The sequence below is a fragment of the Paenibacillus sp. ALE3 genome (assembly GCF_054113405.1).
The window spans coordinates 292,116-318,738 of record NZ_CM134214.1 but is presented as its reverse complement, the minus strand read 5'-3'; the positions used below and the strand labels follow the sequence as shown (position 1 = coordinate 318,738).

Annotated in this window: 25 protein-coding genes and 5 pseudogenes; 10 read left to right on the top strand and 20 right to left on the bottom strand. The window is 39.4% G+C overall.

Annotated elements, in window-relative coordinates:
• Positions 1 to 688 precede the first annotated feature (688 nt).
• From ACXHJ2_RS01520 to ACXHJ2_RS01500, 5 genes and pseudogenes are all read right to left on the bottom strand, one after another.
• Positions 689 to 961 (bottom strand): TnsA endonuclease C-terminal domain-containing protein, encoded by a 273-nt coding sequence (locus ACXHJ2_RS01520; RefSeq protein WP_446724849.1) that lies wholly within the window; start codon positions 959 to 961, stop codon positions 689 to 691.
• A 33-nt stretch (positions 962 to 994) separates the two neighbouring features.
• The gene (locus tag ACXHJ2_RS01515; RefSeq protein ID WP_342212807.1) at positions 995 to 1,174 is read right to left on the bottom strand and encodes a PDDEXK family nuclease; all 180 of its coding nucleotides are present in this window, start codon (positions 1,172 to 1,174) and stop codon (positions 995 to 997) included.
• A 714-nt stretch (positions 1,175 to 1,888) separates the two neighbouring features.
• Positions 1,889 to 2,062, bottom strand: a pseudogene (locus ACXHJ2_RS01510) (helix-turn-helix domain-containing protein); the annotation flags it as partial.
• 383 nt (positions 2,063 to 2,445) lie between these two features.
• Positions 2,446 to 3,777 carry an erythromycin esterase family protein gene (locus ACXHJ2_RS01505; RefSeq protein WP_165084616.1) on the bottom strand — a complete coding sequence of 444 codons (1,332 nt, stop codon included), beginning with the start codon at positions 3,775 to 3,777 and terminating at the stop codon, positions 2,446 to 2,448.
• 222 nt (positions 3,778 to 3,999) lie between these two features.
• Entirely contained in the window at positions 4,000 to 5,157 is a 1,158-nt protein-coding gene (locus tag ACXHJ2_RS01500) for a serine hydrolase domain-containing protein (RefSeq protein ID WP_165084614.1), read from the bottom strand.
• A 413-nt stretch (positions 5,158 to 5,570) separates the two neighbouring features.
• Here ACXHJ2_RS01500 and ACXHJ2_RS01495 point away from each other — a divergent pair.
• From ACXHJ2_RS01495 to ACXHJ2_RS01485, 3 pseudogenes are all read left to right on the top strand, one after another.
• Positions 5,571 to 5,771, top strand: a pseudogene (locus ACXHJ2_RS01495) (nuclear transport factor 2 family protein); the annotation flags it as partial.
• Between the two features lie 138 nt (positions 5,772 to 5,909).
• Positions 5,910 to 6,730, top strand: a pseudogene (locus ACXHJ2_RS01490) (radical SAM protein).
• A 151-nt stretch (positions 6,731 to 6,881) separates the two neighbouring features.
• Positions 6,882 to 7,129, top strand: a pseudogene (locus ACXHJ2_RS01485) (Tn3 family transposase); the annotation flags it as partial.
• A gap of 392 nt (positions 7,130 to 7,521) precedes the next feature.
• Here the strand turns inward: ACXHJ2_RS01485 and ACXHJ2_RS01480 are convergent.
• From ACXHJ2_RS01480 to ACXHJ2_RS01465, 4 genes are all read right to left on the bottom strand, one after another.
• Positions 7,522 to 7,959, bottom strand: coding sequence for a protein-tyrosine phosphatase family protein (locus tag ACXHJ2_RS01480; RefSeq protein WP_165084447.1), 438 nt, complete (start codon positions 7,957 to 7,959; stop codon positions 7,522 to 7,524).
• Positions 7,960 to 7,990: 31 nt separating this feature from the next.
• Complete coding sequence (gene arsC / locus ACXHJ2_RS01475) at positions 7,991 to 8,410, bottom strand: arsenate reductase (thioredoxin) (protein ID WP_165084443.1); 420 nt, start codon at positions 8,408 to 8,410, stop codon at positions 7,991 to 7,993.
• Between the two features lie 25 nt (positions 8,411 to 8,435).
• Positions 8,436 to 9,725: an arsenic transporter gene (locus ACXHJ2_RS01470; RefSeq protein ID WP_165084441.1), complete on the bottom strand. Its 1,290-nt coding sequence runs from the start codon at positions 9,723 to 9,725 to the stop codon at positions 8,436 to 8,438.
• A 147-nt stretch (positions 9,726 to 9,872) separates the two neighbouring features.
• On the bottom strand, positions 9,873 to 10,223 hold the full coding sequence (locus tag ACXHJ2_RS01465; RefSeq protein ID WP_165084439.1) for an ArsR/SmtB family transcription factor: 351 nt from the start codon (positions 10,221 to 10,223) through the stop codon (positions 9,873 to 9,875).
• 131 nt (positions 10,224 to 10,354) lie between these two features.
• On the opposite strand from ACXHJ2_RS01465, the gene ACXHJ2_RS01460 reads away from it, so the two are divergent.
• The 4 genes from ACXHJ2_RS01460 (at position 10,355) to ACXHJ2_RS01445 (ending at position 12,417) form a co-directional block, all read left to right on the top strand.
• Positions 10,355 to 10,804, top strand: coding sequence for a MarR family winged helix-turn-helix transcriptional regulator (locus ACXHJ2_RS01460; protein WP_165084437.1), 450 nt, complete (start codon positions 10,355 to 10,357; stop codon positions 10,802 to 10,804).
• Between the two features lie 61 nt (positions 10,805 to 10,865).
• Positions 10,866 to 11,045, top strand: coding sequence for a hypothetical protein (locus ACXHJ2_RS01455; protein ID WP_040103017.1), 180 nt, complete (start codon positions 10,866 to 10,868; stop codon positions 11,043 to 11,045).
• A 61-nt stretch (positions 11,046 to 11,106) separates the two neighbouring features.
• Entirely contained in the window at positions 11,107 to 11,898 is a 792-nt protein-coding gene (locus ACXHJ2_RS01450; protein WP_165084436.1) for an arsenite methyltransferase, read from the top strand.
• A 24-nt stretch (positions 11,899 to 11,922) separates the two neighbouring features.
• Positions 11,923 to 12,417, top strand: a complete 495-nt coding sequence (locus tag ACXHJ2_RS01445; protein ID WP_165084434.1) for an arsinothricin resistance N-acetyltransferase ArsN1 family A — start codon at positions 11,923 to 11,925, stop codon at positions 12,415 to 12,417.
• Between the two features lie 96 nt (positions 12,418 to 12,513).
• Here the strand turns inward: ACXHJ2_RS01445 and ACXHJ2_RS01440 are convergent, their stop codons facing one another.
• Positions 12,514 to 12,825, bottom strand: a complete 312-nt coding sequence (locus ACXHJ2_RS01440) for a hypothetical protein (protein WP_457874503.1) — start codon at positions 12,823 to 12,825, stop codon at positions 12,514 to 12,516.
• Positions 12,826 to 12,992: 167 nt separating this feature from the next.
• Positions 12,993 to 13,208 (bottom strand): hypothetical protein, encoded by a 216-nt coding sequence (locus ACXHJ2_RS01435; protein WP_238791794.1) that lies wholly within the window; start codon positions 13,206 to 13,208, stop codon positions 12,993 to 12,995.
• Positions 13,209 to 13,932: 724 nt separating this feature from the next.
• Here ACXHJ2_RS01435 and ACXHJ2_RS01430 point away from each other — a divergent pair.
• Positions 13,933 to 14,331, top strand: a pseudogene (locus ACXHJ2_RS01430) (helix-turn-helix domain-containing protein); the annotation flags it as partial.
• A gap of 162 nt (positions 14,332 to 14,493) precedes the next feature.
• On the opposite strand, the gene ACXHJ2_RS01425 reads toward ACXHJ2_RS01430, so the two are convergent.
• Positions 14,494 to 15,402 (bottom strand): AAA family ATPase, encoded by a 909-nt coding sequence (locus ACXHJ2_RS01425; protein WP_029515791.1) that lies wholly within the window; start codon positions 15,400 to 15,402, stop codon positions 14,494 to 14,496.
• 413 nt (positions 15,403 to 15,815) lie between these two features.
• Between ACXHJ2_RS01425 and ACXHJ2_RS01420 the strand changes: the two genes are divergently transcribed.
• Both ACXHJ2_RS01420 and ACXHJ2_RS01415 read left to right on the top strand, forming a co-directional pair.
• A complete protein-coding gene (locus tag ACXHJ2_RS01420) occupies positions 15,816 to 15,989 on the top strand; it encodes a hypothetical protein (RefSeq protein WP_165084430.1) in 174 nt (57 codons plus the stop codon).
• Positions 15,990 to 16,239: 250 nt separating this feature from the next.
• Entirely contained in the window at positions 16,240 to 17,670 is a 1,431-nt protein-coding gene (locus ACXHJ2_RS01415; RefSeq protein WP_165084428.1) for a radical SAM/SPASM domain-containing protein, read from the top strand.
• A 149-nt stretch (positions 17,671 to 17,819) separates the two neighbouring features.
• On the opposite strand, the gene ACXHJ2_RS01410 is transcribed toward ACXHJ2_RS01415, so the two are convergent.
• The 8 genes from ACXHJ2_RS01410 to ACXHJ2_RS01375 form a co-directional block, all read right to left on the bottom strand.
• Positions 17,820 to 18,242 (bottom strand): hypothetical protein, encoded by a 423-nt coding sequence (locus ACXHJ2_RS01410; RefSeq protein ID WP_165084426.1) that lies wholly within the window; start codon positions 18,240 to 18,242, stop codon positions 17,820 to 17,822.
• Positions 18,243 to 18,486: 244 nt separating this feature from the next.
• Positions 18,487 to 18,771 carry a hypothetical protein gene (locus tag ACXHJ2_RS01405; RefSeq protein ID WP_165084424.1) on the bottom strand — a complete coding sequence of 95 codons (285 nt, stop codon included), beginning with the start codon at positions 18,769 to 18,771 and terminating at the stop codon, positions 18,487 to 18,489.
• 107 nt (positions 18,772 to 18,878) lie between these two features.
• Positions 18,879 to 19,883: a hypothetical protein gene (locus ACXHJ2_RS01400; protein WP_165084422.1), complete on the bottom strand. Its 1,005-nt coding sequence runs from the start codon at positions 19,881 to 19,883 to the stop codon at positions 18,879 to 18,881.
• Between the two features lie 466 nt (positions 19,884 to 20,349).
• Positions 20,350 to 20,607: a hypothetical protein gene (locus tag ACXHJ2_RS01395; RefSeq protein ID WP_457874502.1), complete on the bottom strand. Its 258-nt coding sequence runs from the start codon at positions 20,605 to 20,607 to the stop codon at positions 20,350 to 20,352.
• Positions 20,608 to 21,132: 525 nt separating this feature from the next.
• Positions 21,133 to 21,969, bottom strand: coding sequence for a hypothetical protein (locus tag ACXHJ2_RS01390; protein WP_165084420.1), 837 nt, complete (start codon positions 21,967 to 21,969; stop codon positions 21,133 to 21,135).
• Between the two features lie 661 nt (positions 21,970 to 22,630).
• On the bottom strand, positions 22,631 to 23,077 hold the full coding sequence (locus tag ACXHJ2_RS01385; protein WP_238791155.1) for a contact-dependent growth inhibition system immunity protein: 447 nt from the start codon (positions 23,075 to 23,077) through the stop codon (positions 22,631 to 22,633).
• 17 nt (positions 23,078 to 23,094) lie between these two features.
• Complete coding sequence (locus tag ACXHJ2_RS01380) at positions 23,095 to 26,151, bottom strand: phage baseplate assembly protein V (RefSeq protein ID WP_165084418.1); 3,057 nt, start codon at positions 26,149 to 26,151, stop codon at positions 23,095 to 23,097.
• An 11-nt stretch (positions 26,152 to 26,162) separates the two neighbouring features.
• On the bottom strand, positions 26,163 to 26,597 hold the full coding sequence (locus tag ACXHJ2_RS01375) for a DUF4280 domain-containing protein (protein WP_165084416.1): 435 nt from the start codon (positions 26,595 to 26,597) through the stop codon (positions 26,163 to 26,165).
• Positions 26,598 to 26,623: the final 26 nt, after the last annotated feature.

Sequence of the window (26,623 nt, the reverse complement as noted above, 5' to 3'; positions counted from 1 at the left end):
GCACCGGAGCTGCCTTTGTCGAAGCCTATGTTTAAGGGATATTGATACACTCTATGTACGATGTGTGTATTCCCCCGTCTGGTGTGGATAAGTAAAGATACGGCTGCGGGGTACTGAGCTTTTCCTGACGATTAGATGTGACGATGGGTCTGTATGAGGCTCAAAGAATGCTCCGTATGGCATGAACGGGACAGTCTTTATTTTGGAAGTAAATTACATCTTTTCAAAAATGATCACGCGCTTCATCCTCCATTGGAATTGGGATAAGGTTGGCTTCATCCTTTCTGAACCTTCTGACGTCATGGAGCAACATATTCTCGGCTGTCATTTTCCACAATTGTCGGTCTCCGCATGCCTGCTTGCTGGGTAGCCAGTGGATTGGTTTCTCGCGCACAGCTTGCATAGATATAAAAACCATCTAATTCTATTTTCTATCATAATTGGAAAGGTAACCTAGGTAGAATTATATCAAAATTTCCAAGAATGTATAGTAAAACTTTAGTTAAATTTGGTCTGTCCAACATAAAGTGTTAATATTTTGCCTAAAAAAGCGAATGGAGAAGAAACGCTGGGAATGGTTTGCCATCAATCGAGGAATTCGACGCGTGTCGACATTCAGGCGGGGTGCCGGCCGATTTGGGAGATCTTCCCTGGAGACATTCTCTGCCGGTGCTCCGAATCCTTGCGCTTACCCACTTGGTAAACCAAATAATTCATCTTGTTCTCTTGTAACTTTTGCAAGTGGTTTTTCACTTTGTTGAATAGCACAATAGAGATTATCTTCGAGACTATTTATATGGTGATTTAACAATTTATCGTTGTTTTTAGCATTATGAAGCCATTCGACATTCCTAACCAAATTGTAGTTTATCTGTCTTTCCGTAATAAGTGCCCACTCTATCTTTTGGTCTTTAAAGAACTCTTTTTCAATCTGTAATTTCTCTACAACTCGTTTTGTCAACTTGTTAGAAGGTTTGATAGAATGTGCAATAAATTATATACTTTCTTCTTGTTTTACTGTAAGTAACATATTTGTAGTCATAATGATGGGAAGCTTATTCTTGGGGTCAGTTGGATGTTTAATGCCTAACTTTTGTGCAATAAAGAGGGTTTTATCTAGAGGTAATAAAGGAAATTGTTCGCGAATATCAATCACTTGCTCTGACCACTCCATTTAGTAATGATGTGCCAATTCAAAGTGTTCAGACAGATAATGGTGAAGTCGACCACTTTTCTAACCAAGAATTCGAGTAACTATCCCTATTGAAGGTACATCATGTATAGTTAACCAAGGTTTATATTCCGAAAAGTGGCCTTGACCTCTTCCTTCTTTGATTTTCCGTTGAATAGATGCTATAGAGTTACTTGATCGAATTTTGCTCATTATTCACCTTCTTTTTAGAACTACTAAATCAAAGTAAAGTTCAGTTATCCTTTTCTACTCCTAAGATATATTTTAGTTTTACTTCAAAATACAAATGTAGAATATAACAACTCACAGCTTTATACAATAGCAAAGTAATATTTTTTAGCTATATTTTACTTCGTATCCTATTCATAGGCTACTCGTAGGGTACAGTAGGGCATGAATAAGCTATAATATGGGCTATAAGTAGGTATAATTAGTAAGCAGATGGGTCGGGTAAAACCTATTTGATTTAATAGAGATGAATTCATGAATACTTTGAAACAGTAATGTAAAAATTTGATACTAATCCATAAATGTACATAAAAGGATATTTATAATAATCAGGGTAACTAAACAGGTTGTTTCTAATTGGGAGTGAAACGTAGCACGGCCTGAAATTAATCATTTAATATCTTTAGCAAAGGTTTTTGACGTTACAACTGATTATTTACTTTGTATTGCTAATCGAATGACATTCCCCTACTGTGTGGGCTCAATTGCTACAGGCGTATCTCCAAAGATTAACCACTCTATATGGGAATTGAAGTTTTCTTTAATTGCTATAAGTATATCAAAAGAGGGTCTGTATTTATCTTGCTCCAGCTCACTCAACGTTCCTTGAGAAATTCCATTTATATTTGCAAACTTTATTTGATTTAAGTTGTTTGTTTTTTACTGGTTCCACACTTTTTTATCACCAGACATTAATTGTTTACAGACAATAAAGTTGTGTACCTAACTCCATTTTTTGTAATAAACCATCCATAAAACAGAAGCCGCCCTCAAAGGTTATTTTCGAACTTCCTTTGAGAGCGGCTATTGTCCATCTACCTATGTTAAATCTCTAAGAGTTACAGCATTCCAACACAAACGGATTGCACTACTAACGCTCTCACTGCTTAACTCGAAGATTCCATGTAGATGGGCCTTCAGCATATAAACAAATGTCCCAAGTTCGATAACCCGATTCCAACCAAATTCAAACTTTTCACGAATCGTTGTGCCCTTAAGTAAGCCTTCTCGCACATTATTACAAATTATTGATGTAGTTGAGATGGACTGACTTTTTGAATTTGAACAAGTATATCAAACGTTTTACCTAATGATATATCAACAGTTTTTGGTATAGCAGGGCCTTCTTTAGTTATTCCAGCGAAAATTTGATGTTGTTCGTTTAACCAAGTTTTTGTCACTCCGTTCGCCTTACGTAAATCAATAAAAAATTGATCTTTTTTGACCTGTCCAAAAATGTAATTATAACTGTTTGGATCATCTGATTTTAATATTCCATATGGGCCAAATTCACCATCATTATTATAGACATTATATTGTCCTTTATAAACAGATGTTCCAATAGATACATACCGTTTTCCATAATATTCTGCTAAATGCTGCCCAGCTACTTTAGGGTATATAAATGGAATCATATTTGTTTTCGAAACGTGTCCATTATGTCCCCAAACTATGGTTTTCCCTAAATGTTCTTCAGTCCACTTCGCATTTTCATACATTGCAATATCATGTTTCAAAAAAAGGTCCGATGGTTTATCAGGTGGTGACGCTAACATTGTAGTAAATTGTTCAATAATACGGGCATTTTGTTTTATCCATGCGAACTCTTTGGATTTTCCATTTAGATAGCTTTTATTTTGTTCTAATAAAGCTCTGATTTGTTTAGCATCTGAAATATACTTTTCTTTTTCTTCTTTCGTAAGGCTCTCAAAAGTATTCATATCCTTTGTTACAGGAATAAGACCTTTTATCTTCTCTTCTACTCTAGGCACAAGATCTGAATTGTTTCTTTTTATATATTCTATTATATTATTATAAACATTCTCGTTTACTGATTGAATGTCCATCCCAATGATACGCACTTTAGATTTATGTTTTGGATTAGCATTATATTGTCGAATCCAACTAAGTAGATCTAACATTTCTTTTGTGTTAAATACTGGTGATAGATGTTGGCTTGGGTTTCCCTTACCAGTAAGAACATATCGATCAAGCTCCAAAGCTCTGTCCCATCCCTCTTCTAAAACTAAGTTGGTGAATCCCTTTTCAGATACTAAATAATTAACAATGCGTTGTTTCATTGTAAAAATTTCATGAGCCCCATGCGTAGCTTCACCTAAACCTACAATTGAAGCTGAACCTACCATATTCTTAAGTGGTTTTAAATCATTAAAAGATGCAGTTGGATTAGTTGTTTTTAAAGGCTTTGCATGCATTTCTAACCATTCCGCTATTTGATTTGTATTGTAGGGTGCTGTAACAGAAACTCCTGTTTTCGAGTCTGCATAAGTACTTCCTACAAAATTAGTCAGTATTATAGCAGAAACACCAAGTGCAATAATCATTTTCTTTTTCATAAAACCCTCCTAAAATACTTATTTGTTAGTTTTTTGACATGCTCTAAGGACCAGGGGATACTTCAAGACCCTAGTTTGATGGCGACGTGGCGGGACCTCATGCCTATCAACTTAAGAACTTGCTTTATTCAAATTTTTTTAGAGTAAGTTGTTTTTTGAACCAGAAAGGCATATTTTTAACTATAAAAACTATGACAAAATTTATCCGGTTTTCCTTTTTGCCTACTTGCTAAATTCAGCAAGTAAAATATTTTTAAATGGATCAGGACTATCAGCTTTAAAGCTATTCAAATTGACGACCAATGTATGCTTGCCTCCAAGTGTGCCACCAGCAAAAGTGGTAAACCCTAGAACTCTACCTTTGTGTCCCCATATCGAGACACCGTTTGGAAGCTTAGTTTCAAAGATCCCAAGACCGTATCCGGTTCCTTCTCTATCTGTAGGAACTGTAGTAAGCATTTGTTTTAGTTGCTGTTCCTTCAGTAATTTACCACTGAGTAAGTAAGAGAAGAATTTGTTTAAATCGTCAGCAGTAGAAATCATATCTCCATCCGAGCTACCTGGGTTAATATAAGTAACGTCTTTTAGCTCACTTGCTCCGTCTAGTTGGAAATAGCCACGGGCATGCTTGGTGCCTGGAATCACGCTTGAATTGCCAGGTAGGAATGTATTTGACAAATCAAGCGGTTCAATAATCCGATTTTCAACCTCTTCCGCATAGCTGTTTCCAGTTACTTTTTCAATAAGGATCCCCAGTATTACGTATCCTGTGTTTGAATAAGACCAACCCTTTCCTGGGGCAAAGTCTGGGGGAAGAGAAATCCCCATCTTTACGAATTCTTCAGCCGTATACGATTTTTTTGTATCCGTATAATCAAAGTCTTTTGAATTTACATAGTCAGCGATACCACTTGTATGATTCAATATCTGCCGGATAGTAATTTGGTTACCATCATATCCGTTTCCTTGAATGACACCAGGCAACCATTTTTCAATGGGGTCGTCTAGATTCAAGCGGTTCTCTTCAGATAATTGAAGTAGAACTGTTGCAATGAATGTCTTCGTCACACTGCCAATGCGAAAACGAAAATCTGTTTTCATCGGTTTCTTGGCTCTCAGATCCGCTATCCCAGCAGCATAACTCCATGTTTTTCCACTCTTATAAATTTCAGCAAGTATCCCAGGGTATCCAAGTTGTAGTGTATCCCGCATTGCTTGCTTAGCAGAAGTACAATCTCGTTGGGTACTTGTTTGTAACAAACTAGATACATTTTGAGTGGGCTCTGCTTTTACAATTGAGGTTGGTGTTGTGTATAACAGAAAACTTCCAATCATTAAAAGAACTAAACCTGTAGATGTAATTTGACAATGCTTTTTCATAAAGATATTCTTCTCCTCTATTCATATTGTATCGGTAATTATCTGCTGTTTTAGGGCAAGAGTGGATTTGCAATTATCTTTACTCATTATTATTTTCACAAACGCTATTGTGTCCTAACAAACGGTAAATTCCTTTTTTTCCACATGTATGTTAACCCTAGAAATTACTTATTTTCCTTAAAACACTCTTGTTACTGGTTTGTTTTTCATAAATAGGTCATACCTGTTTCCCCTTTCACGCCTCGTTAAATTTTTATCATACACAATGAAAATCCCCTCCTCATTTATTGTTAATGTGTTAAAACTACCTCTGTGATTCTAGGTGTTTTTCTGTCACATACGGTAGTGTCAAAATGTCACGCTATATAAATCCTAATATTCTTCGGAGTGAATAACTCAATTCAGATGTCGCTGTCAGTGAAGCTGGTGATTTGGCTGTGTTGAGTTATAATTTATACAATTACGTAGCAGGAGAAGATGGACAAGAAAAACTTCAAAAATGTTGGAATACTACTGAAGTTTTTCGCTTAATTAATGACGAATGGCGTACAGTACATTCCCATTGGTCTTTTGTCCGCCATCCTGGGATTATATCAGTTCTTGATGCGTTCTAATTTTACTATAATTAATTAAAACTCCCTTTATCAGTTGAACTGGTAGAGGGAGTTTCTGTTCATTCGGAATTTCATTTACGTAAATATTTAAAATGAAGGGGTATCTAACATGTAGATTGATAATACGGTGGCAAAAAAATTTTGAGCGAAACCAAAGGAGCATCTACTGTTGGATTTACTCACTCTTTGAATCCTTACAGTGGTTATGCTTTTGGATGTAGTTATTGCTATGTTAGAGAAATGCCCATTCAAAAATATAAAGATATTCCTTGGGGAGAATGGAATGATATTAAAATAAATGCTGTTGAAAAACTATAGTAAAGAAATTAATAGTCTCCGCCGAAGAAATAAACCTATCAATATATTCATGTCTACTGCTACAGATCCATACCAACCCATCGAGCGTAAGGTTGAGATCACAAGAAAGATATTAACGGAGATGATTGAATCTCCACCAGATTTCCTTCAAATCCAAACAAGAAGTCCTCTGGTGGTCAGAGACCTCGATATACTATCAGAATTGCAGCAACGTTGTGAATTATTAGTTTCTATGACTATTGAAACAGACCGAGAAGGTGTAAAGCGACTTTTTGCACCTTTAGCTCCAGGGATCAACCAGCCCTTAAAGGCTCTTAGAAATGTCCATGCAGCAGGAATTAATACACAGGCAGCCATTTCTCCTCTTTTGCCCTTCACGCCAGATTTCCCCAAAAGATTACAGAGGATTGTTGATCGAATATATATTGATTCGCTGAACATTGGAGATGGTTTAAAGGGGAAGCGATCCGTGCAATTGGGTATGCCTTTGTTGTTTCAGCGAAATGGGTTTTCTAAATGGTATCAGCCTGATATTCATTTAAAAACGTACAACCATTTTAATAAATATTTTGACGAAAAGATTATATTCTTATCTTCTAGTAGAGTATCCTTTAAGAAGTAAAATATGTATAATTAATTAATCTACAGGAAATGGGACAGTCATATCCTCTACTCCAATCTGGACGGTAATTCTATCAGTTACATTCTTATACATACAAAAAGAGCAGCCTGTTTAGCTGCTCTTTTTGTATGTATAAGATATTGAGTTTTCATCAGTTGAATCTCCTAATAGTTTCGACGCTTCACGTAGATGCGAAGTCCCATTACGGGACGGGAAAAGGAGCTACGATTTATCGGTTCGTGAGCGACCAATTTTCCATTTTCTACACGAAAGTCATCGATACGAACACTCGGGATGCCGTACACGTCATCGACGATTTGCTCCACCATGAAACGGACTTGGCCATCGAGGTGCATTATACGGATACAGCCGGTTACACCAACAAGTCTTTGGTTTAACGCATTTGCTCGGATTTCGCTAACAGGAAAGGATTCAAAAACTTTTGACTTGTTATGCAATTTATATTCGCTCTGATTGAAACCTAAGCAGTCACCCTCTGAATTTAATAAAAACCCGATGATACGTGCTCATCGGGCTTTTTATTAAATACTTATCAAGAAGATATATTCTTGTTATCCGTCATTAATAATTAGTATACAACTTTATTGTCTGTACACAACATTAATGTGTACAGACAATAAAGTTGAGTTCCGAGACAACAAAATCATCGATTACAATTCTGAACATATACAATAAAGTGAGTTATCAAATCATATTGGATGCTCTCCTTTCTACTAATAAAAATCTTATTATTTGAAAAAAATAAAGACTATCTCCCGAAGGAAGTAGTCCCATGTTATATCGATTTAATTATTTGGAAGGATAAAATCCCTTCAACACATCACGCATTTCTTGCTTTATATTGATATCTGGACGTTTTTCTTTGGCCAAGGCTTCCGCCTCTTCCACTGTGGTAGCTAAACCCAACTCAAGTAACACTCCAGTTGCTACGGTTCCTGTTCGATTCCGTCCGCCGGCGCAATGAAAATACACGGTCTTCCCACTGTTCACCGCTTCTTTAACCGCCTGAATAGCAGCTTGCACAGAATCCTCCTGTCCAGTCTCATGTTCCACAATCGGATAATGATGACGCGTTACCTTTGCCGGAAATCCTTCTGCCTCAGTACCGTTATCTCGCAGATCAAAAACATCTGTGATCTCTTGCTCCCGAAGAACTTGAAGCAATGCACTCTCTCCACCAATATATACTTTGTTCTCAACAAGCGCGTGATAATTCACCTGAATCATTCTCCCTCTATCGAATTCATAGCAGGAACTGCTATTCTCCGGTTTCTGCAAATTGTTTAATGCGTTCTCCTACCTGGTCACGAACCCGCTGAAAGACGCCCCATTTCTCTTCTTCCAATCCTTCAGCTTTGGCCGGATCATCAAATCCCCAATGCTCACGGCGAACTTGTGGAGGAGTGATAGGACATTTATCAGCCGCGTCCCCGCACAACGTCACCACCAGATCGGCGCTGTTCAGCAAGAGAGGATCAATAATATCAGAAGTTTGACCAGAGATATCGACACCTACTTCACTCATCGCTTGCACTGCTTTAGGATTAAGGCCGTGCGCCTCAATGCCTGCACTATATACGTTCCAATTGTCTCCTAGATATTTCTTAGCCCATCCTTCTGCCATTTGACTCCGGCAAGAATTACCAGTACACAAAAAGTAAATTGTCTTTTTCTCCATGGGAAACGTCTCCTTTAATATTCAATTATGAAATGACTAACCACAGATACAAGCCTAATAGCGTAATAAAAAGAGTAGGGATCGTTAAAACAATGCCTGTTTTAAAATAAGTTCCCCAAGATATTTTCACACCTTTAGAGCTAAGCACATGTAGCCATAGCAATGTCGCCAATGAACCAATCGGGGTTATTTTCGGACCCAAATCCGATCCAATGACATTAGCGTAAATCAGCGCTTCTTTCACCATTCCAGTCGTATGGGTGGCATTAATGGCAAGCGCATCAATCATGACCGTAGGCATGTTATTCATCAACGATGAGATAACCGCCGCGATAAAACCCATGCCCATGGTGCCTACAAACATACCTTGATCGGCAGCCGCTTGAATCACATGAGCCAGCAGATCCGTCAAACCGGCATTACGCAGACCATACACCACTACATACATGCCGATAGAGAAAAATACGATAGCCCATGGAGCACCCTTGATGACTTCTTTCAATGGTACCGCAGGACTTGTTCTCGCCAGCAGTAAGAAAAAGATGGCTATGATACCGGCTACGACTGAGACAGGAATACTAAAAAATTCGCATGCAAAGTAGCCAACCAACAGCACCACAAGAACAATCCAGGACATTCGGAACATTTTTGGATCTTTAATCGCTTCTGTAGGTGCTATTAATTGTGCGTCATCAAACGTTTTTGGAATCCTTTTGCGGAAAAAGAGATACAGAACTACAATACTAGCCAATAAGGAAAATAAATTAGGTACGACCATACGACCCGCATATTCCATAAACGTGATGCCAAAAAAATCGGCCGATACAATGTTCACCAGGTTGCTGACTACAAGCGGAAGCGACGTCGTGTCTGCAATAAAGCCACTCGCTATGATGAACGGAAAAACCATTTTCTCATCCAATTTAAGTGCTCGAACCATCGCTAGAACAATGGGTGTCAGAATTAAGGCCGCACCGTCATTTGCAAAAAAAGCAGCGACAACAGCTCCAAGAATGGTCACGTACACGAACATCCGAGTTCCGCTTCCCTGTGCAGCTCTGGCCATGTGAAGCGCCGCCCATTCGAAAAATCCGATTTTATCAAGCACCAACGAAATCAGAATGATGGCCACAAAAGCTAGGGTTGCATTCCAGACAATCTGAGTCACTTCCCAAACATCATGCAAATCGACGACACCTACCAGTAGAGCAAGTACAGCTCCTCCGCAGGCGGACCAGCCAATAGACAAATTTTTAGGCTGCCAGATCACCAACACTAAAGTGGCTAGAAATATAATGCAAGCTAACCAAACCAATGTTCAAAACCTCCATTACCCGTGATATCCATAGTCCTCATCTTCACGTTTAGCTGATTCCTCCTCTTTGTAATCTATAACCTTATAATCATATACTTATATTGAAGACAACATTTATCCCCTGCAAGGAGATAAACTGAACAACCTTTAGGAAGAGCAGCCTGAGGAATCCGGCCCACAAGTTGCTATAGGTCCTTCTTTATTCAGCCATTTTAAAATCCGTTTTGAATCCGGCATACAATCAAGAACAGCTTGAATATGTGGTTTGTCGTCTACATTCAAGGAATAGTATACCCACTGACTTCGTCTTTCTTCTTTAACCATCCCTTGCGACTTTAATTTTCTCAAATGTTGGCTAATGGCTGGTTGCGACATATCAAAGATATCTACAAATTCGCAGACACACCATTCTCTCTCTCTCAATAGAGAAATCATCGCCAGCCGGGTTTTATCCCCCAATAGCTTTAAATGATCGGCTACATAACCAAGTTGCTCCAATGAGTTGCCTCCTTCCATTCATATAACTATATGCTTATATGCTAATTCAAATTCATTTTGAAATCAATAAAGAATATTACTTGTAATTTGCAAATTAATAATATATAACTAAGGCATGAGGTGAAACATACATGGAAAATACACGAGAGTTATTTCAAAACATGACCCGTCGTTTAGGCTTACTGAACAAAAACTGTTGTACGGTGGGTGGGCACGACATTTCTCCGGTTCAAAGCCATATTCTTTATGAGATTGATCGCCAGCATAAACCTTCCATGCAGCAAATTGCTGAAACCCTTGGAACCGATATCACCACCTTTAGTAGACAGGTTCAGAGCTTAACCAAGATGAATCTGGTTGAGAAAACGCCGGAGCCTAGTGATCGAAGAGTCTATACCTTATCCCTCACCGTGGAAGGTAAATATGTAGCGACCACCATTGACACACAGATGAATGACTACTTAAACGAAGTTTTTTCGTATTTGACCGACTTTGAACGAGAAACGGTGATTCGGTCCGTAAAACTCTTTAATGATGCTATGGCTCGATCCAGCAAATGCTGTTTTCCGGTGAAAGGATAATACTCACTCCTTATAGTTGCAAATTACAATTATCGAATTCATATCGTTGGAGGTATTAAAAATGAATGAAAATATCTATGTTGCAGAATACCTGATGAAAGCTCATGAACTGGAAAAGCAGCACCGATCTCAATCTGTTTGGAAATGGTCAAATGCAAATTCTAAAAAAAGCCGGTTGTCTTTTGACTTTTTTCTTCCTAAGCCAGTGCAAACCTCCATCTGCTGCGCGCCTTGCTGCTAACTAAAGCATAATAGCCGTTAAAATTCTGTTCCATCTATCCAATTTAAAGGAGTGTTTTGCGATGAATAAACCTACGAATGATGAAATCCGCCAAAATGTACGGAAGCATTACCAACAAATTGCCGTTAAGGAAGTCAATCGCCCCGCAGCAGGTAGCTGCTGTGGGGCCCCGTCCGATGCGGATGCCCTCTCATCACAAATAGGTTATTCCACAGAGGAGTTAACAGCTGTTCCCCAAGGAGCAAATCTCGGGCTTGGCTGTGGTAACCCGCAAGCTATTGCTGAATTAAAAGTCGGTGAAATCGTCTTGGATTTGGGCAGCGGCGGCGGATTTGACTGCTTTTTGGCCTCACGACAAGTAGGAGGGAACGGTAAAGTCATCGGAGTCGATATGACCCCAGATATGGTCAGCCGGGCCCGCAGTAACGCAGTTAAAGGGAATTTCACAAACACTGATTTTCGTTTAGGAGAAATCGAACATCTGCCAGTAGCAGATGGCACAGTAGATGTGATTATCTCAAATTGTGTGATCAACCTTTCACCGGATAAACAGCAGGTCTTCAACGAAGCTTTTCGTGTTCTGAAATCGGGCGGCAGACTAGCAATTTCCGATATTATTACTACTGCTGAGCTTCCTTCTGAAATAAAAAATGACCTGAGCGAGTTGTATTCCGGCTGTATTTCCGGCGCCTCTTCATTGGAAGAAGTGAAGTCCATGCTTCTGCAGAGTGGATTTACGAGTATTAGCATCGAGCCTAAAGATGAGTCTAAATCATTCATCAAAGATTGGGTACCTGGTGCAAACGTGGATAATTACATTGTTTCTGCGATCATAAAGGCCAAGAAAGCCTAATGTGCTTATGGGTGGGGGATCAGCATGCCAATATTGAACGTTCGAACAGCAACCTCAGAAGATCTGGATCGTATTCTAGACATTTACAATCAGGGGATTGAAGATCGGATAGCTACACTAGAGACGGAAGCAAAAGACTTCGACTATATAGTTGACTGGTTTAGGGAACATCAAAATCGCTACACCGTTTTGGTCGCAGAAGCAGACGGAATTGTGGTTGGCTGGGCTTCCTTGAATCGTTATTCTCATCGTTGTGCTTATGATGGTGTAGCAGGCCTATCGATTTACGTAGACCGAACCTTCCGAAGTAGAGGTGTTGGTAGTACGCTTCATGCGGAATTAGAGAAAGAGGCCAAGAAAAACAATTTTTATAAGATCGTCCTATTCACCTTTCCCTTCAATGAAAACGGTCAGAGGCTTTATCGGAAGATTGGTTACCGTGAAGTCGGCATTTTTGAAAAACAAGGGGTTATGGACGGTCAGTATATAGACGTTATGATTATGGAAAAATTGATCTAAACCATATGGATAGCAGGACCTGTCCAAAAGGTCTTGCTATCTTTACTTTAACAACCATATGCGTGAAATGTAGCAAACAAGTAAAGGAAAGGCCCCTCACTTTGAGTTCATCGTGACTTTTAGATTCTTATCCATATTTGACCAACTCGTAACTTTACCATTTAAATCGAATTGAACCGTCGAAAAACCATATCCCCACGAATCCCCAATCACGGATGTAGGGGTACCCATGGCATCAATTACATCCTGGACAGAAGATCCTATCGTAAAGGGGGCGGCCCCCTTCTTTTTTGTCCCAATAGATACTTTCAAATTATGGTTGATCGACGTCGAAGTTCCCATAACATCGATCACCTTTTCCTTTGGAGAACCTAGAGTAAAAAAATTAGTATTTTCTACTATAACCATGCTTATCTCGGAAGAAGCTGTCAACTCCGTCTCATTGCTTACCACATCTGAAGATGCAATCTTATTACTACCATCATTATTGATCTTTTGAGATTCGTTAACAGTACTCGGAGAATCATGCCCGCTGTCTCCTTCATTTCCAAAGCCGGTTTGACTCGAATCATCGATTACTTGTGGCGTATCTGAAACTGGCTTTTCATCTGGGTTACCACATGATGAGCATAGCTGGTAGCACCTATTTTGTTCATCAAATGATGATATGCTTCGCTCATTGGGAGGTCAGGTTTTAAACTGTTCGGAGTCTGTATGGAGGTTTCCAGATTGAGAAAATGGCGAAGAACTTCGTTACGTGCCATAGCCGTAAACACTTGAATTTTAAACATCGCGGTGAATTACGGTAAACGACGCTATTTTCGACAAACAGTTGGTTCATTTGTAGTTCTTTTCTCATCGCTTCACGTACATCTGTTTTAGTAAGTTCCAATATAGCTCCGTCCAACTTTCTCTCTCCCGTCCTCATTCAAGTATATATTCGTTTCGCTTACCCATTTTCAATTATTATACAAGACTATTCCTAACTTAAATAAAAACCCGATGAAACTTACTCATCGGGTTTTTTTACAAATAATCACTTAATTGATTTTAATATAATATTTTACTATTTTTTATAAAATTCATAACTTTAGTACATCGGTACAACAATAAATAAGCTTGAATTTTTAGAACTCATCTTTATTGTGTTTGATCATTTCGAGAACGTTATGAGCAATTATGGAGTGAACTTTTAGTTAGAGATGAAGAAGAAGCAGAAAAGGTGTTAGAAAAATTAGAATATAGATTCCTTCCGACTAGCCAGAAGATAATAAGACCATTTAAGACTCATCTTACTTGGATTATCCCTCTTGGCGTGATTATATTTTTTGTTTTAGCTTACGTCATATTTATATATATAGCATTATGGGTAGAAGATTAGTTAGTAGGTGCTCCTGGGAAATCAGAATTTCTCCAGGAGCATTTTTTATATGGTTTAATAAATGGATCTGTTTGATATGACTTCGGCCTTTATAGCATAGAAACAAGGGTGTTTCTGGAGGAATCTGGGGGCGTATAAGGCTTGTACGGTTATTGGAGACACCTGAGGACATTAAAGCTTTGGCACCAATGTACATTCGTGAAATTCTTGTACAGGATTTTGAAAGTGCAGCAGGGGATGTGCTGAAGCAGATTGCTGTGGAGGGAAGCAGCGCTTACCGGATCAAGGAGGTCATCGAACAAATCAAGGACAATTATGCCCAGCCGCTGCAAATCGAGGAGCTGGCCGAGCTGGCTAATATGAGTCCTTCATCGTTGCATAGACATTTTAAAGAAGTCACAGCGATAAGCCCACTGCAGTATCAGAAAAGAATCAGATTGCAGGAAGCGCGGCGCCTGCTGTTATTCGAAACTGCTGATGCGGCGGAAGCCGCTTTTCAGGTAGGCTATGACAGTCCCTCCCATTTCAGCCGTGTTATCAAAAAAGGACTATGACATCATCAAGGTGGTGTTATAGTCCTTTTTTAACTTATGTTTTATTGAGCTAACGTTTCCCGTTAGCGTAATCAGCGATAAATAAGCTCAAATTTTTTTTAATATACGCGGCGGATATATTTTTGTTCAAATCTTGTTTCTCTACTTATTGTGTAGAAACAGCCCTTTATGCTTATTGAAAAAATCAAAGTACACTTTTGGGTTTTCTAATTCCCACCATTGCTTTATGTCGACTGGATTAGCTTCTAAATCATATATTTTTGTAAACTCCATCGCCAGTAAAAACGGTGAGTGCGTTGCAATGATAAATTGACATCCGCAATAGTGAGCCATTTCCTCTATCATTTTGACAAGTTCAAGCTGCATTTTAGGAGATAGACTGTTCTCCGGTTCATCCAAACAATATAATGTGTCATTTTTAAATTTGGAATTAAAATAACTCAGGGCTGTCTCCCCATTGCTGTTCAGTTTAATTTCGGTGCCGGCGACTCTGCGAATAAACTCCCTGCGTGAAATTGATTTTTTTCTTGAGAGCACCTGTAACCTCAATGCTTCATAATCATCCATGCTATTCATTTTCACTGTATTGCCGAATTTCAGATTTCCCCATTCCGATCTTATATCTTCTGTGCTATCCACGATTTCATCGTTGTTTGTGCGGACTGTAAGCATATAATCAAAAATATCGTCACTTGTGATTATCCTGCTTCCATTTGGAATTCGATGTTTAAATCCCTCGTCGTCAAGTCCAAGTTCAAATTTACAATGTTCAACATATGAACTGAACAATTCACTTGAATTGAATGGTGCAATACGATTTAGTTCCAATTTATTCGCTATGAGATTTAGAAGTGTGCTTTTCCCCGAGCCGTTTCCTCCATATAAAATTGTGATTTTTGAAAAGCTCAATTCGGAAAACCGATTTTTTGAGAAAATGCCACATGGGTAAGTTTCGTCGACATATCCAAACCTACCGCCATTGTATGCCATTCTTTGTTCTATCAATGAGGATTCTTCATCTATAGGCAATATGAATTTATCTAAATACATTTTCATTCCTCCGTAATTCATCTAACCTGCTCTTATGTTTTCTCTTCCGTTTCAATTTGAAGTTTTCAACTAGTAAACCTCCCTCAATAATGTGGGAGCTTCCTCTTCTAAAAGCATTGATTGCTCAATCCCCTTCCATTCATAGTCGATGTAGGTATTATAGCAGACGAAATCTACTTATCTTATCTTGGTTGTGCTAATCTGCCCGTTACTTCAATGAAAAAAGCAGATCCTCATGAACTGATCTACTGCAAGTCACTTCAAAAATAGAATGAGTTCATTCAAGGGCTACCTCATTTACCAAGTAATCCAACCACTCGTTAAATTAAGAAAGAACCATATTTCAAAAATAGGTATGAAAAACCAACACATGTGAAAAAATGTACAATATAGCTAATGATGAGGTGATAGTGATGAGAGAATTACAGGAACTCAAGGAGCTTCTGCGCCAGTGCGGTCTATCCAAGCGTCAGCTTCTAAAAGAGCTGATTGATGCTGTTATGGACAATAGGGCCATATGCGGGCAGTGTGAAGCGGGGTGTATCAATTGTCAAACAGGCTGCAATACTGGGCCTACGGCAAAGTGATTCACAGGTTATAAACTTCAAATCATAGAGGATGAGGTGACACTAATGAGTATGTTAAAGGAAATCAGGGCCCTTCTTTCCGATACAGGTCTCTCGAAGCGTGAGTTGTTAAGAGAACTTCTCATTGATGCTGTAACGGAGGATGTGGAGGATATCGCAAGATGTACGATAGGATGTTCAATGCGCTGCACTTCATGTTCTCCAGGATGCTCCACTGGAGGAACAGCTAAATGAAAGGGAGGTTATAATTATGGGACTTCTTCTAAGCCCCGAGGTGAAGCTGCGGCCTGACGGGGGAAGGTCAATCTTGTTTACCGCCAATCCAGGGGATAGCCCACAGGAAGTGTTTAAATTTCTCTACCCGCAGCAGGCTGTAATCCTTTCCTTATTTGACGGGAAACGGGACCTGACTGCCGTACGTGAAGCGGTGGCCTATATCTTCGATCTGGATATTGAAGCTGCGTCTCGGCAAGTGGATACCCTGCTGGGTATTCGGGTAAATGATAAACAGACCATTGAAACATTGATTATAGAAGTTTCCGACAACAACCCGTATCAGGCAAGGATTTACGATCCCAAGACTTTTATTGTTCCGGAAGAAATGATTAATATGGATGATACCCGGTGCAAAATGCCCTACTCCTTGCTGGTACTCCCGACCATGCGTTGTGTGACCAATTGCAGGTATTGCTATGCTAATCGTAAGGGTTTCAGAGGAAAACAGGAGTTGGATTTAAATCTGTACCGTCGCCTGTTGAAAGAGGCTCGTGATTGCGGTATAGAAACCGTCGAGTTCTCGGGGGGTGATTTTTTTTGCCGAGAGGATGCATTTGACTTCATTGAGAGCACTCTGTCTGCAGGTCTGTATCTCAATATACCCACTAAGTACCCCTTATCCAGAGGTATGGCCCAACGGCTGGCGGCAACCGGACTATCCACCATCCAGGTTAGTATTGACGCTCTTAACCCGGACATCATTGACCGTCTTATGGGCCTTACCGGTTATGGGGAGAAAATACTGCAAACCCTCGATTACTTAGGTGAGGCGGGAATAAAGGTTCGCACCAACACGGTGTTAACTCCAATTAACGTCAAGGATGCCGTATCCTTGGCCTGGTATTTGACGGAGAAGCCCTATGTACTGAGGAGCAACTTTACTTGCTACGGACGTTCCTTATATCGCCACGACGATAGCCTATTTTGTTCCCCAGAGGATATAGAGATTTTTGAGGAAGAATTTAGTAAGATTCAAAAGGAATTTCCGGACAAAGTCAATTTCAGCGGCGCCAATGATAATCCCTATGCTGGAGATGAATCGTTAAGGAAGAAAAATTTTTGGGAAAGAGCTTATTGTACGGCTAACCGGCGCGGTGTTGTTGTGCTGCCAGACGGTAAGGTAACCATCTGCGAGGAGCTATACAATCACGAACATTTCATTATCGGCGATTTAACGAAACAGACTTTGCTGGAGGTATGGAATTCGCAAAAAGCCCTGGAGCTGGCCTACCCACAGCAGGCTGCCGTTTCCAACGGACCTTGCCATGATTGTTCCGATTTCCAGCGGTGTCATGAAGGTCTCGGAAGATGTGTCAGGGAAGCTCTTAAAGCTTATGGATATGATCAGCACTACGCTCCAGATCCCCGTTGTCCCCGGGCCCCTGTGGGCAGCCGATTGGCCTAGAATCTACCTAGTTGAAACCTAATATATACAAACTCTTCGTAGGAGTAATAAAAAATGAGTAAATATAAAAAGGTAGCCTTATGGCTACCCCAGGCTGTCGAGAAAGTCTCGACAGCCTGAGAGCATCCCCAAGGGATGCTCTATTTTCACTATACTGCATTAATGATGAATTGTCCTTTTGCAGCTTTGATCTCAAAATAATATTGTTTATCATTATTTAAACCATTCAGTTGTTTGCTATTGCCAGGAGACACCTGAAACTCATCTATCACGATATCTCCCTTTTCATCTTTAACTCTCACATGCGCATTACCTGCACTGTTTGCATCATTTATGATTGTCTTTTTCCAAAAAACACTATCAAATTTGATAGAATCTTGACCATCAAATTTAATGCTGTTCCATTCATCAGTATCTTTTTCAATAGCCATAACTGAGGTCACTTTAGGAGAAAAGTAATTATGGACAGTTTCTACATTTTGATAAACTTGATAAGAACAAACAAAAATAATGGTTAACGTAACAAAAATCGCACTATTTACACCAATTTTCTTGATTTTGCTATTAACCATATTTCAACTCCTTAATCAATAGAAATTAAAAATCTTGGGCAGGGATTAACATACCCATCTTGTAAATTGCTTCGCCACGTCCACGAGTCGTAGGAATATCAACCGCCCGCTCGGTTACAATTAGACCAGCGATTAACATAACAAAAAATACTTTGCTTTTTTTAACTTCCACCCACCTTTTTCTGTAATTATCATAACTATAAAAATTAGTAAAAAAGAAGATTCCAGTTTCCGAGAAACGTCTTTAAAAATCCTCAACCCATAAAGATGCATATATAAATAAGACGTAAGCTAAAAGGAAAAATCCAATCACACTAAGAAGGATAATCCAGATAAGACGGTTTTTAAATGGAGACAGGATTTTTCCCCATTTTCTTAGGGTTTTCTGACGGGTAGGCAGCAACTCATATTCTAATTTTTTTAAAACACGTTCCGTTTTTTCCTCATCTTTATTTAAAAGTTCACTCCATAATTGTTTATAACGTTCTTGAATTTCATCTTTTTTAGAACTGTCCTCTAGAAAGCCCATATATAGACCTCCATTGATATTATTTTCAAATATACAACACAACAAATTCTATTGTAGGAGCAGTTTTATGTAAGCAAGGAAAACCCGAAAGTTCTCCTATAGCTCTCTCATTTAGCGTTGATACCTATCCGAATGGATGCTTCTGTTTCTCGGTTATACATATCAAGTTTCTGATATGGATTGCTGATTAACAGAGCAGTCAAATCATATACGTCTTTACGATCAGGAACCAAAAGCTGTGTTTTTAAATCATATGAGTTATTCTTTTTCATGTTATAGAATAAAACATTTTTTTGATCCTTAATGTTGATCTGCTTCCAATCAAACAAAACAATTAATGCATATTTCTGATTTTCTTTGCGGGTGGTATTTCCTACATGTATATAATAATCAAGTTTCTTATTCAACCCTACATCCTGGGTAAGCCACCTACGATAATTATTATCCTTAGAAACAAAAACGCCTCCTAAGTTCTCATTTTTAAATTCTCCTAGATTATCAAATTGAATATTCCGTGCAGGCTGTTCATTCCCTACATTTACACTAAATCTTTGGAATAATAAATGATTTAAATCCGTTTGTTTTCTGAATTCTTCATCTAATAGTTTTTTATCTGGATATTTTACAATAACAAATAATATATCGTGCAGACCTTCACTCAATGAGGCCACTTCAACTGGAATTTCGATGGTTTCCCCTGCTTTCATTTTAACGTCATAATCCAGCATAGGTTTATTTCCATCTACACTAAAGGTCGCTTGCTGGTAATCCACAAACAGCAATACCTTATATGTTCTATCCCTTTTAACCAAGTTACCAATGGAAATGAATTTTTTTATGCTCTCATTTTTATTCACCTGGAAATGATACTTGGTTTCGATCTGTCCATTTGGATTATACAACCCTAAAGTGACCCCACCTCCGCTTTTTGCGAATGGTAAGTTATCTCTATTGGCCGTGCTAGGTATACGGTTTTGGAATTTACTTGTATCTGCGGACTCTTTCTGATTTGGTCTCTGTGTAATTGTATTTTCTGATTTGTCTGAGCACCCTATGAAAATAAAAAACAGTGAAAACATGCACACTAATACCAACCATCTATGCTTTTTCATATTCCACTTCCTTTAAAGTAAATAAGAGCAAATCAGCACATCGCTGATCTGCTCTGTCTTATATGATTTTTTACCTAATATTATTAGGTCCCGTATGTTTCGGGGTACCAGCTTGTAAATCCTGAGTGCTCAAAGGCATGGTATCCATAAACCTCACCATCATTGAAAAACGCATTTGGAACCGTAACGTAGGAATAGGCCTGATTTTCATTGTACCTATGGTTACTATTAGTACCGACATAGCCTTTATTTAAGTAGACTACTGATCTGGCACCGATCAATGTCGGGTGATAAAAAAGTACGGAACCAATTTTGTTGGTTTTATTGGGTTTGCTGCGGCACGTGATAAACACGAGAAATAAAAAGTATGGAACCACTAAAATTTACCATGAAAAGAAAGTTGGAAACCGACTCCCAAACGCGGTCTTCCTCTTAGTTTATTCCATAATCCGCTGGTTCGCTTACATCATATAAAGTTTAAACCCACAATTAGTACAAACTGTCTTACCCATTTTAAAGTAATGCTCTCCCTTATTAAGTTGTGAGGAGAAGAATATTTTATATCAGGATAAAGAAAAAGAGTGTCGTTTCTGCATACAAAACAAGTTTTTTTGATTATTTTGATATCGTGTATTGGCCTTATTAAATCTTCTTCATAAATTTGTTGTAGAAGATTGCCGACTGGTTTTTGATATGCTTGACGAAGATTAACAAGCTCGTCCATATTGTCAGAACCATGTTCAAGCACATTCTCCCGCCGTATAAGGACTATCTCGTATCTAAAGGAGATGCTTCATTGATTCGCCCTGCCTACCGCTGCGGCGGTAGGTTCTTGCTGCTCTCCACTTCCATCATAAGATATATGCTTCCTGTTCATCGTAGCCGAAGCGGGGGATGGAATCAGTGTAGCAATACAAGCAACTACGAAACCTCTCAAGAGATATCATACAGAACGACAAACGCCCGATGTGTTAGCCCAAACTTTTGAATACAGTCTTTTACAGGATGATATAAACGATTTCTCCTTTCGAGATACTTCCCCTTATATGGTAGACACTCTATAGGTAGGAATCACACACAGAAGCATAGGGCGATTATTTAATCTTGAATATGTCACATCGGAATAATATATCAATTCAATCTTAGCAGGGGTAAGAATAATCGAATTTGCTTGGCTTCGTTATCTAACGCCCGCTTAATCCAAGGAACATATCATCAAGTGGTTAGGTAGAACTCTTTACGTAATTTTCTACACTGGCAAAGTAAAGATTACCTCAAGTGGATCTTTACCTTCGAAAAAATCTTCATACAATTTTCTGACTTCCATCGAATCTAATTCTTTTTCTTGCATATTGATTAACCTATCCAACTCTTCTAAAACACTTACTTCCTTTGATGACAACACCTTTGACTTAATAAGCGTGTCTTTCATATTAGGAAGTAACCCTCTTGGCCAGCAATCCTCATACACACCTCTGTATGAATCATATAAGAAAGTGATTTGACTTAATCCCGCATATTTCCGAACATGTGGATGCACTAATAATAAAAATTGAGCAACAATTCCAGAACGCTGGCTTAAATAGTAGGCCTCTTGTACTTCCTTCATCAAGTAAGAATTGGTTTCTACAGAATTAACAAGATAATTGATGTACATTCTTGAGAGTACGCTTATTAAGTGTTCTTTCTCTAAATTCTCCTCCAACTTCTTAATTATTTCTTTCCCACTAATTCCCGCTTGTATAAACCCTATTAAACAAGCTGACATTCCTTTCACATTAACAGCTTTTTCAGCTATACATAACATATATTTATCAAAGATTTCCTTGAGGTAGTTTTCACTAAATGTGTAAATGTCTAAACATTCAATGATCGTTTCTATTAGTGAAGCTTGATCATACTTATCTTCTATACGCGGGAGAAGGTCCATCAAATGTTCAACAAATTCTTCTCCGTAATACTCTAGCAAGCTAGGATTATATTTTACTTTTTCTAGTAGAGCAAAAAACGTTTGATATTCTTTTGTATCATTATTTTGTGTTAGATATTTGAATAGCTCATTAATATATTTAACTTTCTCGTCCACTAGACTTTCTCCCTTTCTATTGTTAGTGTTACTTAATTTAACTTTTTAAACGACTTTATATCAGATTAATGGCAATAAAAGTAATTCTACCATAGAAAATCTAGTGCCATTGTACTACATGCCACTCAATCCCTTTAGGAGTTTGCTTATAAATAATTCGCATTACACCATGGTCTCCATATTCATCTTAGCAAGCTTGACGATTTTGAATCAGATAGAAACTTTCAATTTTAATTCTCTTTCTTTTAGTGGTCTTGTGAGCATCATACCCTTTTTGCAATTTATAATTCAGTATACTGAATCACCAGAAAGCAAGAACGGCTTTACCGTCAATTTATCAGTCTAGCAAACAATACTTTGGGATGCAGAACGCATCCCAATCGTCACTCTTTTACGTGGTAGCATTGCTTATTCAAGCGTTGAGGATAGGGCAGAATTACTTCCTGATGATTTACTTCTTCTTTGACAAGGTGAACAAAGAAAAACCTTGAAAGACTACAGCCTTTCAAGGTCACACTACAAAACAGAATTCAGAGGTTCATGTTCACACTGTGAAATGTTTACACAAAATATCTTACAGTTCCTACTATCCACTAAATGGGGGCTTGACCATACCTCGTTTGACAGATATTCATATTTAAAAGCACCTCATTAAATTAAATCATTGGATTTTATTCTTTATTTTATTGATATAGTCTTTGTATGTTTCTTTCTGTTCATCAAACATCCAGATATCTGCTAAATCTATTAAGTGCTTCTGTTCAATATTTTCAATGATTTTATCTAATTTAACCTTATACACTGAAAGCATTTCAGAACTAACAGATGATAATTTCTCCATCAATTCCATTGAATCAATATCAGCATAGAAAGGTGTATTCTGTTCATCAATCCTTTCAATAATTTCAAATATTGCTAGATTGGTAAAAATGTCTTGTCTAATACAACGAATCAAATCAAAGTTTGATAGCTCAAAAAGACATTTCCCTGTAATCTGTAAGTGCCATACAGGTAGTGACATATCTGAAAATTGCGTTGCGTTTTTTACAATATTTTCATATTCTTCATTTGTCAAAAACTCTTTTAATGCTTTTTTTCTATTAATCATATACATTACTCCAATCATTATTTAGGTGGAAACACTCCGCCATGAGGGGCAAACATATCTTCAATTTTTCTCATCGAATCGTCTACTTCATTTAACTTAGAAGTATAAAGTTGTCGGAGTTCAGTGTCCAAATTAGGATTTCTAAGAACCCCTTCCCAACTTTTTTTCATATCAACTAAACCACGATATGCGTCAGAAACTTCTTGAGCATGATCATAATAGCCTCCACCTGGTTTTGGAACAGGGTTGCCATCTAAGTCTCTCTGTGCTCCTTTTAAATCCATTTCGGTTAAATGTGAGTATGTTCTTTCTTGTTGATTCAAAGTAGCCCTCTGACTAGTAGTGATTTTAGATTTTGCAGCATCTGATAAATCATCAACACTTGAAGTTATTCTAGTCCTACTACCGCCCGAACCACCATTATTCGTCTCCTCAGAAGAATGATCATTATGCGATCCTCCTGGTGAAGCACCATCATCTCTGGAATGTCTCTTTCCTTTCCTTCCAACTACAAACGCAAATGCTGCTTCTACTAACAGATGGGCAGTTTCTTGTTTGGAGCTGTTTTTTGCTTTTTCATAAACAGCATCTGGCTCCGTTATGACTTTAACAATTTTATCTGCTACGTCTTGTTTTCCTTCGTAGTTATCAATCACCATTTGACGAATATCTAGATTAGGAAAGTTACGTATTCGCTCCCATATCGCCTCTACATTTTCATGAGCAGAGTTTTTGATTTCATTGAACACAATCCGCTCAGTCTCATCCAGGTCTTTCATAAAAGGACTTTCCCTAAACGGCCCATACTCTTTTCTATATTCGTCAATTGAATTCAGAAAATCAATCAAATATTTCTTCTGTTCCGTCGTATACCCTTTCATATCATCCCGATACTTGGAACTCATCAAAGCTCTGTCACTATATCGAAAATGGTTGTCTGTCTGCCGCTGATGCTCCATTAATGCAATTATATCTGTGGAGAGATCCTGATTATTATAATAAGCATCCAGCGCATCCTCAAACTGTTGATCCACATTTCTTTGATACCAGCGTTCCCGTATATCAGAAGGAATATCACTATAGGCTTGGACGGAAGCCTGATTGACTCCCTTTACATAGTTGATGAAGTCATGTATGGATTGTACTTCTCCATACCCCCTGGCGCTCGTCCATACCTTGCCGAGGAAGTCCATCATTGCATGCCGTTCACGCGCCCTTTGTTCCTCAGCGTGCGCGTGTAAGGTTTGAGCAGCAACCTTGGCCGTCTTCCCCAACACCACTCCCCAACCATGGGAAGGTACGCTGGCAATCATGGATAATCCGGCTGCCGCATATTTAACTATGGATGACGGTCCAGAGGAAGCCACTTCGGAACGAATCGAAGCTATTTTTTGACTTGCTGCTTTCGGTATAGCTCCCAAGACAGGAATAGACGCAGCCACATCACATACTTTCTGAGCTAATCCTAATACGCCATCGAGTAGACTAGCCTTCGGTGAATTCAGAGTGTTTACGGCTGACTTAACGGCTCCCCCATCTTTCGATGTAACGCTTGAATTGGAGCTTCCTCCTGTACTGCTGTTTGCTGCACTTTTCGCCGCCTGCGCCTCCGCATAGGCTTTTACAGACATTAATGGCGGCTCCCAGACTGGTGCCAGTTCAGCTACAAAAACCGGTTTTTTAACCGTACCCTCCAGTTGGACTTTAGCGGACCGGATATCCGTTTCACCGTCCAGCACCAAGCTGCTACTGCCCGCTTTGAAATAGATGGCCTCGGCAGCTTGAATATTCAGTTCCCCATCTGCATGCAATGAAAGTGTATTGCCCGCCGACAATGACAATTCATGCTCACTGACGACCTGAACACCCGATGCATTCAATTGAATATGAACCTGCTCCGACTTGGCCGTCATCTTCAACTCACTGGCACTTAGCTTGATGTCCTTGTCATGAGGTGTCCCCCAATACTTGGTGGCTGGGTCAGCGAGCTTTGGCGAGTTTCTCCCTTGTCGTATGGAGCTTGCCGCATATCCATCCGCCTCCTGCTCTGTAGGGAACCGGACGGATACCCTATCTCCTCGTTCCGGCATGACGTACCAACCGCTATTCCCTTCCGCTGTATAACTGCTGGCATATGGAAACCAACATGCCGTTTCCCGATCCTGCTTTTCATCCACTGTAAGATGAACACGTATTCGGCCTGACTGGACCTCTAATACATGCCCTTCCAGTGAGGCTCCGGTGAGGTTCGAGCACAAAATCTCTGTTTGCTGAATCCCCTGTTCGTGAACCAGTTCATACTCGTGTAGCAGTACTCCTTTTTGCAATTCAGAAGTGACTTCCGCTACCATCCATTGCTCGCCATTCCAATCCGTCAGATCCCCGGGCCGGGCAAGCGTTTCACTCTGCAGCAAGTAACTAAATTTTGTTTTGCTGTTGGGATCAAAACTGCGCCGAGTACGGTAAACGGGATGCTTCATTTCAACGTGTTGTCCCTCCGGCATACCCAACCAGAATTTGGGCCCGTTTAGTGAAATTTCCGGGACCAGCACAGCTCCAAATCGGGAAGCGATCCGTTTGAGAAAGGCCCAATCCGTCTCCTGATACTGTAAAGTAAATGCATGCAGGGTAGCACCGTTTGTTACGTTATCAATAACATCGGCCTGGCTGTACTTCTGTATGATTTGCTTGATCAAATTTCCGTAGGGCATTAAAGTATCCTGATAAGAACGAGTTACAGGTGTGATATCCAACTGAATTGTATGAGATACGGCTTCAAGCTCCACATAATAGATGCCACGCACCATCCGTGTTTCTGCATGGACCAGTAAACCATGGAACAAAATGCGTTCAGGCTGATCATTTTCTGTTTTGGTACGGATAATGACCGGTTCGTTATCCTGATCCTGTTCTATGTAATGATCTCTTTGCTCTTCATCTATCCATCCACTGATCCTTAACCGGGCATGATCGTTCAATTTCCGTTCAATACGCAGTTCATGGATCGTCTGAAGAGGATATGGACCTATACATTCCAACTCCGTATACGTTAACATTGTTTGTGTATGATTCAACTTGTGCCTCCCTACTCCAGCGTCTGGCCATCGTCTGTAATCCGAATCATTCCCCCGTATATGCACGCATTCGAACATTGATCCAGCAGGGCTGGTTCTCCTTCAACAAGCACATCGCTTTTGCCGCCGATCCAGGGTCCGGTAATAACCGGAACACAGTTCGCTTTTTTGACCCCATAGATATCGACCATGTCACTGCTTTTGACCGCTGGATTGGCTGGACAGGAGCAACGGCCAAAATTCTTGATATTGGTGCCGGACAAGTAATCTCCAACATTCATTTGGGCTTTCTCCTTCACATATACGCCGTGGCTGAACGGACGTTTGAGCCGTGTCGGCTGCGTACCAAAGCTGCAGCTCAAGATGGCCCCGGCAACTACGTATCCTTGCTTACTTCCCCGTCCAGCCTGAATAGGTTCCTCTTCCGAATGAGACTTTTTTACCATTCTTCTCTTCCCCTTCCCCATGTCCT

Excerpts from the sequence above, each read along its gene's own strand:
- ACXHJ2_RS01440 (WP_457874503.1), bottom strand. The coding sequence starts at position 12,825 with ATGGTTATAGTAGAAAATACTAATTTTTTTACTCTAGGTTCTCCAAAG.
- ACXHJ2_RS01425 (WP_029515791.1), bottom strand. The coding sequence starts at position 15,402 with ATGTATTTAGATAAATTCATATTGCCTATAGATGAAGAATCCTCATTG.
- ACXHJ2_RS01400 (WP_165084422.1), bottom strand. The coding sequence starts at position 19,883 with ATGAAAAAGCATAGATGGTTGGTATTAGTGTGCATGTTTTCACTGTTT.
- ACXHJ2_RS01415 (WP_165084428.1), top strand. The coding sequence starts at position 16,240 with ATGGGACTTCTTCTAAGCCCCGAGGTGAAGCTGCGGCCTGACGGGGGA.
- ACXHJ2_RS01515 (WP_342212807.1), bottom strand. The coding sequence starts at position 1,174 with ATGGAGTGGTCAGAGCAAGTGATTGATATTCGCGAACAATTTCCTTTA.
- ACXHJ2_RS01385 (WP_238791155.1), bottom strand. The coding sequence starts at position 23,077 with ATGATTAATAGAAAAAAAGCATTAAAAGAGTTTTTGACAAATGAAGAA.
- ACXHJ2_RS01500 (WP_165084614.1), bottom strand. The coding sequence starts at position 5,157 with ATGAAAAAGCATTGTCAAATTACATCTACAGGTTTAGTTCTTTTAATG.
- ACXHJ2_RS01460 (WP_165084437.1), top strand. The coding sequence starts at position 10,355 with ATGGAAAATACACGAGAGTTATTTCAAAACATGACCCGTCGTTTAGGC.
- ACXHJ2_RS01395 (WP_457874502.1), bottom strand. The coding sequence starts at position 20,607 with ATGGACGAGCTTGTTAATCTTCGTCAAGCATATCAAAAACCAGTCGGC.
- ACXHJ2_RS01405 (WP_165084424.1), bottom strand. The coding sequence starts at position 18,771 with ATGGGCTTTCTAGAGGACAGTTCTAAAAAAGATGAAATTCAAGAACGT.
- ACXHJ2_RS01450 (WP_165084436.1), top strand. The coding sequence starts at position 11,107 with ATGAATAAACCTACGAATGATGAAATCCGCCAAAATGTACGGAAGCAT.
- ACXHJ2_RS01420 (WP_165084430.1), top strand. The coding sequence starts at position 15,816 with ATGAGAGAATTACAGGAACTCAAGGAGCTTCTGCGCCAGTGCGGTCTA.
- arsC (WP_165084443.1), bottom strand. The coding sequence starts at position 8,410 with ATGGAGAAAAAGACAATTTACTTTTTGTGTACTGGTAATTCTTGCCGG.
- ACXHJ2_RS01455 (WP_040103017.1), top strand. The coding sequence starts at position 10,866 with ATGAATGAAAATATCTATGTTGCAGAATACCTGATGAAAGCTCATGAA.
- ACXHJ2_RS01505 (WP_165084616.1), bottom strand. The coding sequence starts at position 3,777 with ATGAAAAAGAAAATGATTATTGCACTTGGTGTTTCTGCTATAATACTG.
- ACXHJ2_RS01410 (WP_165084426.1), bottom strand. The coding sequence starts at position 18,242 with ATGGTTAATAGCAAAATCAAGAAAATTGGTGTAAATAGTGCGATTTTT.
- ACXHJ2_RS01435 (WP_238791794.1), bottom strand. The coding sequence starts at position 13,208 with ATGTTTAAAATTCAAGTGTTTACGGCTATGGCACGTAACGAAGTTCTT.
- ACXHJ2_RS01375 (WP_165084416.1), bottom strand. The coding sequence starts at position 26,597 with ATGGTAAAAAAGTCTCATTCGGAAGAGGAACCTATTCAGGCTGGACGG.
- ACXHJ2_RS01480 (WP_165084447.1), bottom strand. The coding sequence starts at position 7,959 with ATGATTCAGGTGAATTATCACGCGCTTGTTGAGAACAAAGTATATATT.
- ACXHJ2_RS01445 (WP_165084434.1), top strand. The coding sequence starts at position 11,923 with ATGCCAATATTGAACGTTCGAACAGCAACCTCAGAAGATCTGGATCGT.